This window comes from Nonomuraea sp. NPDC048882, from assembly GCF_040649755.1.
Lineage (GTDB): Bacteria > Actinomycetota > Actinomycetes > Streptosporangiales > Streptosporangiaceae > Nonomuraea > Nonomuraea maheshkhaliensis.
The window spans coordinates 267,286-283,027 of record NZ_JBEZGB010000010.1; the positions used below are offsets into that span (position 1 = coordinate 267,286).

Sequence of the window (15,742 nt, forward strand, 5' to 3'; positions counted from 1 at the left end):
ACGGCGGCTCTCTTATGCCCGTACGGTGCCGCGAATGCGTACGGTGGCGCGAGCCCGTACGGTGGCGCGAATGCCCGTACGGTCGAGCGAACGCGACGGTCAGCGGTCACCGGTGGGCACTTTCTCTCCATGGTCATCGAACCTGTGTTCGTGGAATCGGTTGACACCAAGCGTGATCGAAATTATGTTCGACCTAGTGACGGTGAGGCTCGCGGCTCAACGTCACCAGGACCTGGTCGCGGGCCGTTCGCTTCCCCAAGCGATCCCCGCGGCCAGGCTCCACGGGCGAAGGGCGCGTCCTCGTCGTCGGCGGAGACGAGCGGGCGTGTCCTGGCCGGACGGGGTGAGGGGAAGCTCCTCGTCCGGCCAGCCCGGCGGAAATGTCGGTGGCGTCTGCGATTGTTGGCATCACCGGCGGAGACGCCGGACGCCGCCCACGACTCCAAGGAGGCGCGCAAGATGGCACCACGGCCTAGAGAAACGCCCGGGCCCCGGTTGTCGGCTGCGGTTCGGGCACACCTGACCGATTCACGTTCCTGCCTGGCGGATGCGACCGGCGCTCGCACCCCGGCATCCCGATATGTGGCCGCCCACCTGGCGGCTCTCCGAGCTGCGGCGGCGATCCTGGCCGCCCGGCCCCGCCCCATGGAGGGGCGCCGGCGCCGCCTGCGCAGCGCGTGGGAGCTGCTGCCGGAGGCGGAGCCGCACCTGGCCGAGTGGGCCGCCTACTTCGCCACCACCGCCGACAAGCGCGCGGCGGCGGAGGCGGGCATGGTGCGCCGCATCAGCGCCGCCGACGCGGACGAGATCCTGGCCGAGGCCGAGACCTTCGTCTCAGCGGTCGAAGACCTCCTGGGCATTCCAGGGCAGCCCCAGCTCCCGGTGAACGTCCCCCTGGCCGGCTGACCGGCGTCTTACCCTCCGCCCCGGCAAGAGGTCCGGCGCTCGCCCTGGCGAGCGGTGGCCGTCCCGGCCGGTGGCGGCATCTCCCGGCGGCCGCGCAGCCGACGGGCTGACCGCGCGCGGACGCACCCACCTCCGGCCGGGCCGCCTTCCGGCGGGGTGTCCCCGGGCACGACCCGTCTGGACCGGGTCGCTCCCTGGGGCATCCACACACCCGGCTCGCGCGCCTTTCGGTGCCGCTACGCCGAGCGCGCCTTCCGGCACCGCCACCAAGGCAATCACCGGCGCTGTCGGCGCCTGGGCTGCTTTCCGGTGCGATGCCTTCCGGGTGTGGCCCGTTCGAGCGGGCCGACCTCCGGCACACTCACGCCCGGCCGACGCGCCTCCGCGCCTTTCGGCATCGCTGCCGAGCACGCCGGTCCGGCACCTCCACCAGGGCCATTTGCGGCAACCCCATCGCGGCCCGCCGACTGGCTGCCTACCGGCTGGCTGTCTACCGGGGGGATGGCTTCCGGGGGGATGGCTTCCGGAGGCGCGGAGCGGCACAACACCCGTACCCGCACGCGCGTGAGCGCACGACGCCCCTGGACGGCGTGAAGCCCGCGCATGGGTGGGTGGGCCGAAGATCGGTGGCCTGCGCGTCGCAGCGGCCTGCTTGAGCCCCTGCCGTGCTCATGGTCCGGCTTCGGACCGTGGTGCTCCGTGTAGTGCGCCCGGCAGGGGATGCCGAAGGGCCCGCCGATGTGCGGCGGGCCCCAGGGTGAAGCGGGTGGCTTCCGGACGGGCGTCCGTGGACCGAGGGTCTGAACCGGCGGCCCCGGCGTGGAACGGAACCGCCGGGGCCTCAAGCTGACTGTCTCAAAGTGGCAGGCCTCGGGCTGGAGGACCAGCGGGCCCGAGGCCGGACGACCTCAAGGACGTCTCAGAAGGACTCCACGGCCCGGCGGGCCTCGGCGTCGAGGACGCCCCAGCTGATCAGCTCCTCGGTCAGCTCGCTCGGCGACTTGTCGTAGATCACGGCCAGGGAGCGCAGGTCCTCCTGGCGGATCGACAACACCTTGCCGTTGTAGTCGCCGCGCTGGCTCTGGATCGTCGCGGCGTAACGGGCAAGGGCGCCGGCCTTCTCCTTGGGCAGAGTCGCCAGGCGCTCCAGGTCGATCACAAGCTTGGGTGTCGGCCCGAGCGGGCTGGGGGCGGCTCCGCCCGGCAGCAGCTCGGAGACGGGCACCCCGTAGAAGTCGGCAAGCTCGGCAAGCTTCTGCACGGTCACCGCTCGGTCGCCGCGCTCATAAGAGCCAACGACTACGGCTTTCCACCTGCCACGCGACTTCTCCTCGACTCCATGCAGGGACAGCCCCTGCTGGGTGCGGATGGCGCGGAGTCGTGCACCCAGCGACTTTGCGTACTCAGACGGCATCGTGTGGCCCCCCGGCTCTCGTATGTATCGCTCTCAGTAGATTGTGCTCCCTTGCGGCGTATGCCCCGGCCACCGGGGGGTCTGATGCCAGGCTCGGCACCATCGGTAGCCATGGCCCTGGGTTTACCCCAGAACGCCGCGCGGTGTGGTTACGCACAGTGACGGTAAAGGGGTGGACGCCGAAGGTCAAGCTGATTGGAAAAAAGATGCCGAATCCGGTCCGGTAGGGAACGCCGCAAACGCCCCTCATGCCCCACTGGTAACGCTGCTTCGTCAGGGTTTGACGACATTTTCGCGGCGGTCAAGGCTGCCTGGTGAGCACCATGACAGGGCAGGTCGAGGCCCTGACGATCTTGATCGAGGTGTCCCCGAGGAACACCCGCCTGAGTGGCCCGGTGTCGCTGGAAGCGCATATGATCATCTCGCCGGGCAGCCACGAGGTCGCGGCGAGTGCCTGGGCCACGTTGCGGCCCTCCAGCACTTCGACCTCCACGGGCGAGCGCCGCCGCTGCCCTCTGGCCGCGGCGCGCAGGTCGGCCGCGGCCTGGTCGCGCAGACGGGCGAGCATCTCTTCCTCGATCCTCACCCGCCTGCCGCTGCTGACCACCAGCGTGATCAGCCGCAGCGGCACGTCGAGCGCCGCAGCCGCCCTGGCCGCGTCCTTGACCGCCACGTCGCAGCCGGGGCCGCGCCGGTAGGCCACGGTGAGCCGGTCGAAGGCGGCCGGCGGATCGTCGCCGTAGCCGCGCGGTGCGAGCAGGACGGGAACGGAGGAGCTGTGCAGGAGCTGGTCGGCGGTGCTGCCCACCGAGATGAGCCCCCTGCCGCGCCCCGGCGCCGAGCCGATCACCACGACGTCCGCGCCGCGCCTGCGTGCCAGCTCCACCAGTCCGCGTCCGCTGCCCCGATGGGTGTGCGTGACGTACTCGGCGTCGTCGCCGGCCAGCTCGCGGGCCTGGGCGAGGGTGACGGCGGCCTGCTCGTGCAGGTAGGCCCGCCACGCGCTCTCCTCGGCCCTGGCGGGCCCCGGCGCGGAGGTGGCGGGCGGGAGCACGTTCGCCACCGTCAGCCGCGCCCGCGCCCGGTCCCTGAGCAGGACGGCCAGTGCCAGCCCGTCGCGTCCCCGCGGGTTCGCGACGTATCCGGCCAGGACGTTGTCCAGCTTCATTCAGCCCACCTCGGCATTCAGCCGTGAATGGCTATAGCCGTACAGGAAGTAGCAGATCAGGCCGACGAGCATCCACAGCGCGAAGGCCAGCCAGGTGACCCCGGCCAGCCCCGCCATGACCACGACGCACAGGATCGCCCCCAGCACCGGCGTGGCCGGGAACAGCGGCGTGCGGAAGCTGCGCGGCAGCTCGGGGCTGCGGTAACGCAGGACGAGCACGCCGACGTTGACGATGGCGAAGGCGAACAGCGTGCCGATGCTGGTCGCCTCGGCGAGCTGACCGAGCGGAACCAGCCCGGCCAGCACGGAGATGAACGCGGCCACGATGAGCGTGTTGGCGACCGGCACCTGCCGGCGCGGGTTGACCCGCTGGAAGATCCGGGGGATGAGCCCGTCGCGCGACATCGCGAACAGGATGCGGGTCTGGCCGTAGATGACGGTGAGCACGACGCTGGCGATGGCGACGACCGCGCCGAAGGAGACGATCAGGCCGGGCCAGGTGGCGCCCACGGCGAGGTTGGCGACGTACGACAGGCTCGCCTCGGTGCCCTCCTCGTCGAACTCGGTCCACGGCATCGCCCCGACCGCGGCCAGGGCGACCAGGACGTAGACGGCGGTCACGATGACCAGCGACAGGATGATCGCCAGCGGCAGGTCACGCCTGGGGTTCTTGGCCTCCTCGCCGGCGGTGGAGGCGGCGTCGAAGCCGATGTAGGAGAAGAACACCTGGGAGGCCGCCGCGGTGATGCCGGCCACGCCCATGGGCGCGAAGGGCGCGAGGTTGCCGGACTGGAAGGCGGTGAACGTCACCGCGCAGAAGAACAGCAGCACCGCGATCTTGATGAGCACGAAGAACGCGTTGGCCTTGGCGCTCTCTGAGGCCCCGTACAGCAGCAGCCAGGTGGCCAGCAGCACGATGACGATCGCGGTGACGTTGACCACGCCGCCGTCCTGGCCGGGGGAGCGGGTGATCGCGTCCGGCAGCTCGAAGCCGAACAGGGCGTGCAGGAAGGAGTTGAGGTATTCGCCCCAGCCGACGGCCACCGCCGCCACGGAGACGGCGTACTCCAGCATCAGACACCAGCCGCAGATCCAGGCCACGAGCTCGCCCAGCGTCGCGTACGCGTACGAGTAGGACGAGCCGGACACCGGGATCGTGCCGGCCAGCTCGGCGTACGACAGCGCCGAGAACAGCGCCGTGATCGCCGCCAGCGCGAACGCCAGCACCACCGCGGGACCCGCCTTGGGCACCGCCTGCCCGAGGATCACGAAGATGCCCGTGCCCAGCGTCGCGCCGACGCTGAACAGCGTCAGCTGCCACAACGTCATCGTGCGCCGCAGCTCGCCGCCCTCGCCGTGACCGCCCTCGGCGACGATGCGCTCGGTCGGCTTGGTACGCAAGAGACGCCCGGCCAGTGTCATGGACGCTCCCTACAGCGTGCTCGTCAGCGGCCACCTGCCGTTGGGTGTGACGATGGTTCCCGCGGAGCCGTCGAGTATGCGCTCGGCCTCGTCCAGCCGCCCGATGGCGGCCATGTCGCCGGTCGTCTCGACGAACCGGCAGACCGCCTCCACCTTCGGCCCCATCGACCCGGCGGGGAAGTCGAGCGCCCGCAGCTCGTGCGGGGTGGTGTGGCCGATCTCGCTCTGCTCGGGCGTGCCGAAGCCGCGCATGACGCGCGGCACGTCGGTCAGGCTCAGGAACGCGTCGCAGTCGAGCGCCTCGGCCAGCATCGAGGTGGTGAGGTCCTTGTCGATCACGGCCTCCACGCCCGTCAGCCGCCCGCGCTCGTCGCGCACGACGGGGATGCCGCCGCCGCCCGCGCACACCACGATCACGCCCTCGCCCGTCATCCGGCGAATCAGCCGGGTCTCGACCACGCGCTGCGGGGCGGGGGAGGGGACGACGCGGCGCCAGTGGCGGCCGTCCTGGGCGACCGTCCAGCCGCGCTCGGCGGCCAGCTTCTCGGCCTCCTCCCGCTCGTAGACCTGGCCGACGAACTTGGCCGGCCGCTCGAACGCGGGGTCGACGGCCGAGACGAGCGTCTGCGTGACCATGGCGAGCACCTGGCGGCCCGGCAGCGCGTTCTGCAGGGCCTGCTGGATCCAGTAGCCGAGCAGGCCCTGGGTCTGCGCGCCCAGCGCGTCGAACGGGTAGGGCCTGGTCAGGCCGGGGTCGGCGGCCGACTGCGCGGCCAGCATGCCGACCTGGGGACCGTTGCCGTGGGTGATGACCAGCTCGTGCTCGGCCGCGAGCCGGGCGAGCGTCCTGACGGCCGTGCGCACGTTGGCGACCTGCGTGTCGGCGTCCGGCCGCTGGCCGCGCCGCAGGACGGCGTTGCCGCCCAGAGCCACGATGACCCGCATTCAGTCTCCCAAGGTCGCGACCATGATGGCCTTGATGGTGTGCAGCCGGTTCGCGGCCTGGTCGAAGACGATCGAACGCGGTGACTCGAACACCTCGTCCGTCACCTCCAGCGCGTCCAGCCCGGTCCTGTCGTAGATCTCCCGCCCGACCTCGGTGCCGCGGTCGTGGAAGGCGGGCAGGCAGTGCATGAACTTCACCGAGGGGTTGCCGGTGGCCTTCACCACGGCCTCGTTCACCTGGTACGGCAGCAGCAGCTTGATCCGCTCGTCCCACACCTCGGCGGGCTCGCCCATCGACACCCACACGTCGGTGTAGAGGAAGTCGGCCCCTTTGACGCCCTTGTTCACGTCGTCGGTCACGGTGATCGTGGCGCCGGTGCCGGCCGCCACCCGCTCGGCCGGCCCGAGCACGGACTCCTGGTCGGGCCACAGCGCCCTGGGGGCCACGACGCGGGTGTCCATGCCGAACATGGCGCCCGTCACCAGCAGCGAGTGCCCCATGTTGTTGCGCGCGTCGCCGAGGTAGGCGAAGGACACCTCGCGCAGCGGCCGGCCGGCGTGCTCGCGCATGGTGAGCACGTCGGCCAGCGTCTGCGTGGGATGCCACTCGTCGGTCAGCCCGTTCCACACCGGCACCCCCGACAGCGCCGCCAGCTCCTCGGCGTGGGCCTGCCTGCTGCCGCGGTACTCGATGCCGTCGTACATGCGGCCCAGCACCCGCGCGGTGTCGGCCACCGACTCCTTGTGCCCGAGCTGGGTGCCGGCCGGATCGAGGTAGGTGGTGTGCGCCCCCTGGTCGTGGGCGGCCACCTCGAAGGCGCAGCGGGTGCGGGTGGAGGTCTTCTCGAAGATCAGCGCGATGTTCCTGCCGCGCAGCCGCGGCCGCTCGGCGCCGGCGTGCTTGGCCGCCTTCAGCTCGGACGACAGGCGCAGCAGGAAGCCGAGCTCGTCCGGCGTGAAGTCGAGCTCTTTCAGGAAACTGCGGTCGCGCAGGTCGACGGCCGTCATCGTGCGGCGCTCACCCGGGCTGTGCTCATCTGGACGGTGCTCATCTGGGCTGTGCTCATCTGGACCAGATCCCCCTAGACGGCGTCACGTTCGAGCGGGCAGCTCATGCACCGCGGCCCCCCGCGGCCCCGGCCGAGCTCGCTGCCCCTGATCGTGATCACCTCGATGCCGTTGTCACGCAGATGGTTGTTGGTGGTGGTGTTGCGCTCGTAGGCCACGACCACGCCGGGTTCGAGCGCGAGGCCGTTGCAGCCGTCGTCCCACTGCTCCCGCTCGGCCGCGTACACGTCCTGGGTGGGTGTCAGGACCGTGATGTCCGGCAGGTCGAGCGCGTGCGCGATGGCCTTGTGCATGTCCTCGGGCGGGTGGTCGGTGACCTTCAGCTCCTTGGGGGTGTCGCCGGGCTCGATGGTGTACGCGGGCAGCATGCCGAGGCCCGCGTACTTGGTGAACACCCCCACGTCCAGCATCGTCATCACGGTGTCGAGATGCATGAACGCGCGCGCCTTCGGCATGTCGAGCGCCACGATCGTGTGCGCGGAGCCGGCCCTGAACAGCCGCTGCGCCAGCATCTCGACCGCCTGCGGCTGGGTGCGCTCGCTCATCCCGATCAGCACCGCGCCGCGGCCGATGACCAGCACGTCGCCGCCCTCCATGGTGGCGGGGGCCACCGACTGGCCGGGCATCCAGCAGTGGTAGCCGCCCTGGCCGGGCCGGTTGAAGCCGCCGGCGAACGTCGGGTGGTACATGTAGACGGCCTCCATGTTGACCGTCTCACGCATGCGGGCCTTCTTCTTCATCGCGTTGATCGACACGCCGTCGTAGATCCAGCAGGACGTGTCGCGGGTGAACAGGTGGTTGGGCAGCGGCGGCAGGATGAAGTCGTCGTCGCCCGTGGCGTGGAAGGTCACGGCTTTGGGCTCGCAGCCCATCGCGACCAGCTCGCGCTTGGTGATGCCGCCGGTCAGGTAGAGCTGAAGGGTGGCGGAGTCGAGCCCGTCGAGGGTGTTGCGGATGTCGTCGATGGCGACGGGGCCCAGCCAGCGCTCGTCGATGACCGCGTCCAGGATGTGCTTGCGGGCCTCGGGGATCTCCACCGTCTCCCTGAGCAGGTCGGCCAGCTCATGGACGACCACGCCCCGGTCGGTGAGCACCTGCTGGAACTCCTCGTGCTCCTCGACCGCCCGCTGCACCCAGAGCACGTCGTCGAAGAGGAAGGCGTCCTTGCTGGTGGGGGTCAGCCGTTTCAGCGCGAGGTCGGGCTTGTGCACCAGGACCTGGCGCAGCCGTCCTACCTCGGACTCGACATGGAAGGTCATCCCTGCTCTATCCCCCTCAAAAGGGCGTAAATCACGCGCCAGCCCCCGCCTCGCGCGCGTCTGACCTGCCCCGCCGGCGCCGCGCCGACACCAGGACGCCAGCGTGGCGGCCCGGGAAATTACCTGGTCGAGGCCATCGGCTGAACCGGCGACCGGACGCTCGCTCCCCGTGCGGGCGCGGCGGGGGTCACGCATCGTGGCTGGTAGCCCCTGGTACTGTGTGTCCCGACCGACACCCTTTTAAGACCCGTCCCGTGAGGCGGGAAAGGTGGTGAGATTCGCCATGTCCGATTCCAGAGGGCCCGATTCCAGTGGGCCCGATTCCAGGGGACCCGATTCCAGCGCGACGTCCTCCGCACCACAGCCCGGGCACGACTCAAGGGCCGTGCTGGAGGCACCCGACATCCACCGGGCGCTGACCCGGATCGCGCACGAGATCCTCGAACGCACCAAGGGCGCCGACGACGTGGTCCTGCTCGGCATCCCCACGCGCGGCGCGACGCTGGCCCGCCGGCTCGGCGACCGCATCGAGCAGTTCGAAGGCCGCAAGATCCCCATCGGCTCGATCGACATCACCATGTACCGCGACGACCTGCGGCGCGGCCCCGTCCGCCCGCTCGGCCCCACCGAGTTGCCGCCCGACGGCATCGACGGCAGGGTCGTCGTGCTCGTCGACGACGTCCTCTACTCCGGCCGCACCGTGCGAGCCGCGCTCGACGCGCTCAACGACCTCGGCCGCCCCACCGCCGTGCAGCTCGCCACCCTGGTCGACCGCGGCCACCGTGAGCTGCCCATCCGCGCCGACTACGTCGGGAAGAACCTCCCCACCGCCAAGAGCGAGAAGGTCAAGGTCTACCTGAACGAGATCGACGGCCGCGACGCCGTCCTGCTCATGAAGGGGGACACCAAGTGAAGCGGCACCTCATCTCGGCCGGCGACCTGGCCAAGGACGACGCCCTGCTCATCCTCGACACCGCCGAGGAGCTGGCGAGGGTCTCGGAACGTTCCATCAAGAAACTGCCGACGCTGCGCGGGCGCACGGTGGTCAACCTGTTCTTCGAGGACTCCACCCGCACCAGGATCTCGTTCGAGGCGGCGGCCAAGCGGATGTCCGCCGACGTGATCAACTTCTCCGCCAAGGGGTCGAGCGTCTCCAAGGGCGAGTCGCTCAAGGACACCGCGCTCACCCTGGAGGCCATGGGCGCCGACGCGGTCGTCATCCGCCACAGCGCCTCCGGCGCGCCGCACCGCCTGGCCAACTGGGTGCACGGCAGCGTCGTCAACGCCGGCGACGGCACCCACGAGCACCCCACGCAGGCGCTGCTCGACGCCTTCTCCATGCGCCGCCGCCTGGGCAACCTGGAAGGGCGCAACGTCACCATCGTCGGCGACGTGCTGCACAGCCGCGTCGCCCGCTCCAACGTGCTGCTGCTGCACACGCTCGGAGCCCAGGTCACCCTCGTCGCGCCGCCCACGCTGCTGCCGGTCTCGATCGGCACCTGGCCGTGCGAGGTCTCCTACGACTTCGACGCCGTGCTGCCCAAGTCCGATGTGGTGATGATGCTGCGGGTGCAGAAGGAGCGGATGAACGCCGCGTACTTCCCCAGCGCCCGCGAATACTCCCGCCGCTACGGCCTCGACCGCGACCGGTTCGCCAAGATGCCCGACGACGCGATCGTCATGCACCCCGGGCCGATGAACCGGGGCATGGAGATCGCGGCCGAGGTGGCCGACTCGGCCCGATCCACGATCGTCGAGCAGGTCGCCAACGGCGTGACCATCCGCATGGCCGTCCTGTACCTGCTGCTCGGGGGAGAGAACGCGTGAACATAGCGAACGTCAGGATCCTCGGCGGGGAGCCCGTCGACATCCGGATCGACGGCGGTGTCATCGCCGAGATCGGGCCGGGCGCGGCCGGAACGGCAGGCGACACCGTGGACGCCCAGGGCGCGATCGTGCTGCCCGGCCTCGTGGATCTGCACACCCACCTGCGCGAGCCCGGCCGCGAGGACGCCGAGACCGTCCAGACCGGCACCCAGTCCGCCGCCCGCGGCGGCTACACCGCCGTGCACGCCATGGCCAACACCTCGCCCGTCGCCGACACCGCCGGCGTGGTGGAGCAGGTGTGGCGGCTCGGCCGCGAGTTCGCCCACTGCGACGTGCACCCGGTCGGCGCCGTCACCGTCGGCCTGGAGGGCAGTCAGCTGGCCGAGCTGGGCGCGATGGCCGACTCCGCCGCCCGCGTGCGGGTCTTCTCCGACGACGGCAAGTGCGTGGACGACGCCGTGCTCATGCGCCGCGCCCTCGAATACGTCAAGGCGTTCGACGGGGTCATCGCCCAGCACGCCCAGGAGCCCAGGCTCACCTCCGGCGCCCAGATGAACGAGGGCGTCGTGTCCGGCCGGCTCGGCCTGACCGGCTGGCCCGCCGTGGCCGAAGAGGCGATCATCGCCCGCGACTGCCTCCTGGCCGCCCACGTCGGCTCCCGGCTGCACGTCTGCCACGTCTCCACGGCCGGTTCCGTCGAGATCCTGCGCTGGGCCAAGTCCAAGGGCTGGAACGTCACGGCCGAGGTCACCCCGCACCACCTGCTGCTCACCGACGACCTCGTCGAGGAGTCGCCGGTGGGCGCGTACAACCCGATCTACAAGGTCAACCCGCCGCTGCGCACCCGCGCCGACGTCGAGGCGCTGCGCGCCGCGCTGGCCGACGGCACGATCGACGTCGTGGCCACCGACCACGCGCCCCACCCGGTCGAGGACAAGGAGACCGAGTGGTCGGCCGCGGCCATGGGCATGGTCGGCCTGGAGACCGCGCTCAGCGTGGTCCAGGAGGCCATGGTCGAGACGGGCCTGCTCGACTGGGCGGGCGTCGCCGACCGCATGTCCGCGGCTCCCGCCCGCATCGGCCGGCTCGGCGGCCACGGCCGCCCGATCGAGGTGGGCGCGCCCGCCAACCTCACCGTCTACGACCCGTCCGTACGCACGAAGGTCGACCCCGCAGCCTTTGCCTCCAAGAGCAGGAACACCCCCTACGAGGGGATGACGCTGCCCGGCCGGGTGGTGGCCACGTTCCTGCGCGGCAGGCCGACCGTTCTCGAAGGGAAGCTGGTTTGAACACAGCGCTGCTCGTCCTGGAAGACGGCCGCGTCTTCCACGGAACCCCGTACGGAGCCGAAGGCGAGACGTTCGGCGAGATGGTCTTCAACACCGGCATGACCGGCTACCAGGAGACCCTGACCGACCCCTCCTACCACCGGCAGATCGTCGCCATGACGGCCCCGCACATCGGCAACACCGGCGTCAACGACGAGGACCCCGAGTCGGGCCGCGTCTGGGTGGCCGGCTACGTCGTGCGCGAGCCGTCCCGCGTCGTCTCCAACTGGCGCGCCAACCGTTCGCTCGACGACTACCTCAAGGAGCAGGGCGTCGTCGGCATCGCGATCCCCGGCACCCGCGCGCTCACCCGCCACCTGCGCGAGCGCGGCGCCATGCGGGCCGGCATCTTCAGCGCGCCCTCGGCGCCGGTCGAGGAGCTGGTCGAGCTGGTCCGCGAGTCGCCCCGCATGGAGGGCGCCGACCTGGCCGGCGAGGTCGCCACCGAGGAGACCTACGTGGTCCCCGCCGTCGGCGAGAGGCGCTTCACCGTCGCCGCCGTCGATCTGGGCATCAAGGGCATGACGCCGCACCGGATGGCCGAGCGCGGCTGCGAGGTGCACGTGCTGCCCGCCGGCGCCACGTTCGAGCAGATCATGGCCGTCTCGCCCGACGGCGTGTTCCTGTCCAACGGGCCGGGCGACCCGGCCACGGCCGACGTCACCGCCCTGCGGAAGGTGCTGGAGGCCGGGGTGCCGTTCTTCGGCATCTGCTTCGGCAACCAGCTGTTCGGGCGGGCGCTCGGGCTTTCGACGTACAAGCTTCGCTACGGCCACCGGGGCGTCAACCAGCCCGTCCAGGACGTGCGGACCGGCAAGGTGGAGATCTCGGCGCACAACCACGGGTTCGCGGTGCAGGCGCCGCTCGACGGGCCGTTCGAGACCCCGTACGGGCCGGCCGAGGTCAGCCACGTCAACCTCAACGACCGCTGCGTGGAGGGGCTGCGCCTGCTCAGCGGGCGGGCTTTCAGCGTCCAATACCACCCCGAGGCCGCCGCCGGCCCCCACGACGCCGCCTACCTCTTCGACGAGTTCTGCGCGGTGATGGCCTCCGCCCGGGGCGAGGCCGCGGCGCATCCGATTCCGACCAGTTCTGTGAGGTCTTGAGCCGTGCCCAAGCGTGAGGACATCAGGTCCGTCCTGGTCATCGGCTCGGGGCCGATCGTGATCGGGCAGGCGTGCGAGTTCGACTACTCCGGCACCCAGGCGTGCCGCGTGCTGCGCGACGAGGGCTTCCGCGTCGTCCTGGTCAACAGCAACCCGGCGACGATCATGACGGACCCCGAGTTCGCCGACGCCACGTACGTCGAGCCGATCACCCCCGAGTTCGTCGAGAAGATCATCGCCAAGGAGCGCCCCGACGCGCTGCTGCCCACGCTGGGCGGCCAGACCGCGCTCAACACCGCCGTGGCCCTGCACGAGTCGGGCGTGCTGGACAAGTACGAGGTCGAGCTCATCGGCGCCGACTTCGACGCCATCCAGGCGGGCGAGAACCGCGAGCTGTTCAAGGAGATCGTCGCCAAGGTCGCCCGCGAGCACGGGCTCAACGCCGAGTCGGCCAAGTCCGTCATCTGCCACACCATGGACGAGTGCCTGGCCGCCGCGGCCGGGCTGGGCTACCCCGTGGTCGTGCGGCCCTCGTTCACCATGGGCGGGGCCGGCTCCGGGTTCGCCTACGACGAGGAGGGCCTGCGGCGCATCGCGGGCGCCGGGCTCGACGCCTCCCCGACCACCGAGGTGCTCCTGGAGGAGTCGATCCTCGGCTGGAAGGAATATGAGCTGGAGGTCATGCGCGACAAGGCCGACAACGTCGTCATCGTCTGCTCCATCGAGAACATCGACCCGATGGGCGTCCACACCGGCGACAGCGTCACCGTCGCGCCCGCGCTGACCCTGACCGACCGCGAATACCAGAACATGCGCGACGTCGCCATCGCCGTCATCCGCGAGGTCGGCGTCGACACCGGCGGCTGCAACATCCAGTTCGCGGTGGACCCGCGCACCGGCCGCATGATCGTCATCGAGATGAACCCGCGCGTGTCCCGCTCCTCCGCGCTGGCCTCCAAGGCCACCGGCTTCCCGATCGCGAAGATCGCGGCCAAGCTGGCCATCGGCTACACCCTCGACGAGATCCCCAACGACATCACCAAGGAGACGCCGGCCTCCTTCGAGCCGACGCTCGACTACATCGTGGTGAAGGTGCCCCGCTTCGCGTTCGAGAAGTTCAGGGGCGCCGACCAGACGCTCACCACGCACATGAAGTCCGTCGGCGAGGCCATGGCCATCGGCCGCTCCTTCCCCGAGGCGCTGCAGAAGGCGCTGCGCTCGATGGAGAAGAAGGACTCCTCCTTCTCCTGGACCGGCGACGTGGCGCCCAAGGACGAGCTGCTGGAGGCGTGCAGGACCCCGCACGACGGGCGGCTGCGCACGATGCAGCAGGCCATCAGGGCCGGCGCCACGCCCGATGAGCTGTTCGCGGCCACCAGCGTCGACCCGTGGTTCATCGACCAGCTCTTCCTGCTCGACGAGGAGGCCGGGGCCGTGGCCGCGGCCGACGAGCTGACCGCCGAGGTGCTGGAGCGGGCCAAGCACCTCGGGTTCAGCGACGTGCAGATCGGCGAGCTGCGCGGCATCGACGAGGCCAGGGTGCGCGACCTGCGGCACGCGCTCGGGCTGCGTCCCGTCTACAACACCGTCGACACGTGCGCGGCCGAGTTCGCCGCCAAGACGCCCTATCTCTACTCCACCTACGACGAGGAGAACGAGGTCCCCGGCGGCGACCGGCAGAAGGTCATCATCCTCGGCTCAGGGCCCAACCGCATCGGGCAGGGCATCGAGTTCGACTACGCCTGCGTGCACGCCTCGTTCGAGCTGTCGCGGGCCGGGTTCGAGACCGTCATGGTCAACTGCAACCCCGAGACCGTCTCGACCGACTACGACACCTCCGACCGGCTCTACTTCGAGCCGCTCACGCTGGAGGACGTCCTGGAGGTCGTGCACGCCGAGCAGCAGACAGGCCCGGTCGCCGGCGTGATCGTGCAGCTCGGCGGGCAGACGCCGCTGGGCCTGGCGCAGGCGCTGAAGGACGCGGGCGTGCCCGTCGTCGGCACCTCGCCCGAGTCGATCCACCTGGCCGAGGAGCGCGGCGCGTTCGGGCGGGTGCTGGCCGAGGCGGGCCTGCCCGCCCCCAAGCACGGCACCGCCGTGACCGTCGGCGAGGCCCGCGAGATCGCCGCCGAGATCGGCTACCCCGTGCTCGTCCGCCCCTCCTACGTGCTCGGCGGGGCCGGCATGGCCATCGTGTACGACGAGGAGACGCTCACCACCTACATGGCGGCCCAGGAGGGCGGCCACCCGGTGCTGGTCGACAAGTTCCTCGACGAGGCCATCGAGATCGACGTGGACGCCCTCTACGACGGCACCGAGCTCTACCTGGGCGGCGTCATGGAGCACATCGAGGAGGCCGGCATCCACTCCGGCGACTCCGCCTGTGCCCTGCCGCCCATCACGCTCGGCAGCGCCGACATCAAGGCCATCCGCGCCGCCACCGAGGCCATCGCCGCCGGGGTGGGCGTGCGCGGGCTGCTCAACGTCCAGTACGCCATGTCGGCGGGCGTCCTGTACGTCCTGGAGGCCAACCCGCGCGCCAGCCGTACGGTGCCGTTCGTGTCCAAGGCCACGGCAGTGCCGCTGGCCAAGGCGGCGGCCCGGGTGATGCTCGGCGCGTCGATCGCCTCCCTGCGCGAGGAGGGCATGCTGCCCGCCGACGGCGACGGGGGCACGCTGCCGCTCGACGCCTCCATCGCGGTCAAGGAGGCCGTGCTGCCGTTCAACCGGTTCCGCGGCGTCGACACCGTGCTCGGGCCCGAGATGCGCTCGACCGGCGAGGTCATGGGCATCGACGAGTTCTTCGGGATCGCGTTCGCCAAGTCCCAGGCGGCCGCCTACGGCCGGCTTCCGATCAAGGGACGCGCGTTCGTATCCGTGGCCAACAGGGACAAGCGTGCGATGATCTTCCCTGTGAAGGCACTGGCGGATCTCGGGTTCGAGATCCTCGCCACCGAGGGCACCGCCGAGGTGCTGCGCCGCAACGGCGTCCATGCCAAGATCGTGCGAAAGCACAGCGAGGGGACGGGTCCAGGAGGTGAGCCGACGAGCGTGCAGGCCATTCTGGACGGCGAGGTCGACCTGATCGTCAACACGCCCTTCGGCAGTCCCGGGCAGTCGGGGCCGCGCCTCGACGGCTACGACATCCGCACGGCCGCGGTGCTGCGGGGCATCCCGTGCATCACCACGGTCTCGGGGCTCGCCGCCGCGGCGGCCGGCATCCAGGCGATCGTGCGCGGCGACATCGGCGTACGGTCCCTGCAAGAGCACGCTCAGGCACTTCGGGGCTGACCCCGCAC

Annotated in this window: 12 protein-coding genes; 6 read left to right on the forward strand and 6 right to left on the reverse strand. The window is 70.8% G+C overall.

All coding sequences use genetic code 11. The features are described 5' to 3' along the window. The first annotated feature begins 459 nt into the window (after window positions 1-459). Window positions 460-906 carry an SAV_6107 family HEPN domain-containing protein gene (locus AB0C27_RS33290; RefSeq protein WP_357852115.1) on the forward strand — a complete coding sequence of 149 codons (447 nt, stop codon included), beginning with the start codon at window positions 460-462 and terminating at the stop codon, window positions 904-906. A 919-nt stretch (window positions 907-1,825) separates the two neighbouring features. On the opposite strand, the gene AB0C27_RS33295 is transcribed toward AB0C27_RS33290, so the two are convergent. The 6 genes from AB0C27_RS33295 to AB0C27_RS33320 form a co-directional block, all read right to left on the reverse strand. After that, the gene (locus AB0C27_RS33295; RefSeq protein WP_026214021.1) at window positions 1,826-2,320 is read right to left on the reverse strand and encodes a transcriptional regulator; all 495 of its coding nucleotides are present in this window, start codon (window positions 2,318-2,320) and stop codon (window positions 1,826-1,828) included. Window positions 2,321-2,621: 301 nt separating this feature from the next. Then, window positions 2,622-3,488 carry a universal stress protein gene (locus AB0C27_RS33300; protein ID WP_357852118.1) on the reverse strand — a complete coding sequence of 289 codons (867 nt, stop codon included), beginning with the start codon at window positions 3,486-3,488 and terminating at the stop codon, window positions 2,622-2,624. Continuing rightward, the gene (locus tag AB0C27_RS33305; RefSeq protein WP_357852121.1) at window positions 3,489-4,910 is read right to left on the reverse strand and encodes an amino acid permease; all 1,422 of its coding nucleotides are present in this window, start codon (window positions 4,908-4,910) and stop codon (window positions 3,489-3,491) included. 9 nt (window positions 4,911-4,919) lie between these two features. After that, complete coding sequence (gene arcC / locus AB0C27_RS33310) at window positions 4,920-5,855, reverse strand: carbamate kinase (RefSeq protein ID WP_357852124.1); 936 nt, start codon at window positions 5,853-5,855, stop codon at window positions 4,920-4,922. Further along, complete coding sequence (gene argF, locus AB0C27_RS33315) at window positions 5,856-6,863, reverse strand: ornithine carbamoyltransferase (protein WP_357852127.1); 1,008 nt, start codon at window positions 6,861-6,863, stop codon at window positions 5,856-5,858. A 74-nt stretch (window positions 6,864-6,937) separates the two neighbouring features. Continuing rightward, window positions 6,938-8,182, reverse strand: a complete 1,245-nt coding sequence (locus AB0C27_RS33320; protein WP_357852130.1) for an arginine deiminase — start codon at window positions 8,180-8,182, stop codon at window positions 6,938-6,940. A 283-nt stretch (window positions 8,183-8,465) separates the two neighbouring features. Between AB0C27_RS33320 and pyrR the strand changes: the two genes are divergently transcribed. The 5 genes from pyrR to carB are packed head-to-tail and all read left to right on the forward strand — an operon-like array spanning window position 8,466 to window position 15,734. Continuing rightward, a complete protein-coding gene (gene pyrR / locus AB0C27_RS33325) occupies window positions 8,466-9,095 on the forward strand; it encodes a bifunctional pyr operon transcriptional regulator/uracil phosphoribosyltransferase PyrR (protein ID WP_357852133.1) in 630 nt (209 codons plus the stop codon). After that, entirely contained in the window at window positions 9,092-10,009 is a 918-nt protein-coding gene (locus tag AB0C27_RS33330; RefSeq protein ID WP_357852136.1) for an aspartate carbamoyltransferase catalytic subunit, read from the forward strand. Before pyrR ends, AB0C27_RS33330 begins: the two co-directional genes overlap by 4 nt. After that, window positions 10,006-11,298, forward strand: a complete 1,293-nt coding sequence (locus AB0C27_RS33335; RefSeq protein ID WP_357852139.1) for a dihydroorotase — start codon at window positions 10,006-10,008, stop codon at window positions 11,296-11,298. Before AB0C27_RS33330 ends, AB0C27_RS33335 begins: the two co-directional genes overlap by 4 nt. Then, window positions 11,295-12,443, forward strand: a complete 1,149-nt coding sequence (carA, locus tag AB0C27_RS33340) for a glutamine-hydrolyzing carbamoyl-phosphate synthase small subunit (protein ID WP_357852142.1) — start codon at window positions 11,295-11,297, stop codon at window positions 12,441-12,443. The genes AB0C27_RS33335 and carA overlap by 4 nt, the downstream gene beginning before the upstream one ends. 3 nt (window positions 12,444-12,446) lie before the next feature. After that, window positions 12,447-15,734 (forward strand): carbamoyl-phosphate synthase large subunit, encoded by a 3,288-nt coding sequence (carB, locus tag AB0C27_RS33345; protein ID WP_357852145.1) that lies wholly within the window; start codon window positions 12,447-12,449, stop codon window positions 15,732-15,734. Window positions 15,735-15,742: the final 8 nt, after the last annotated feature.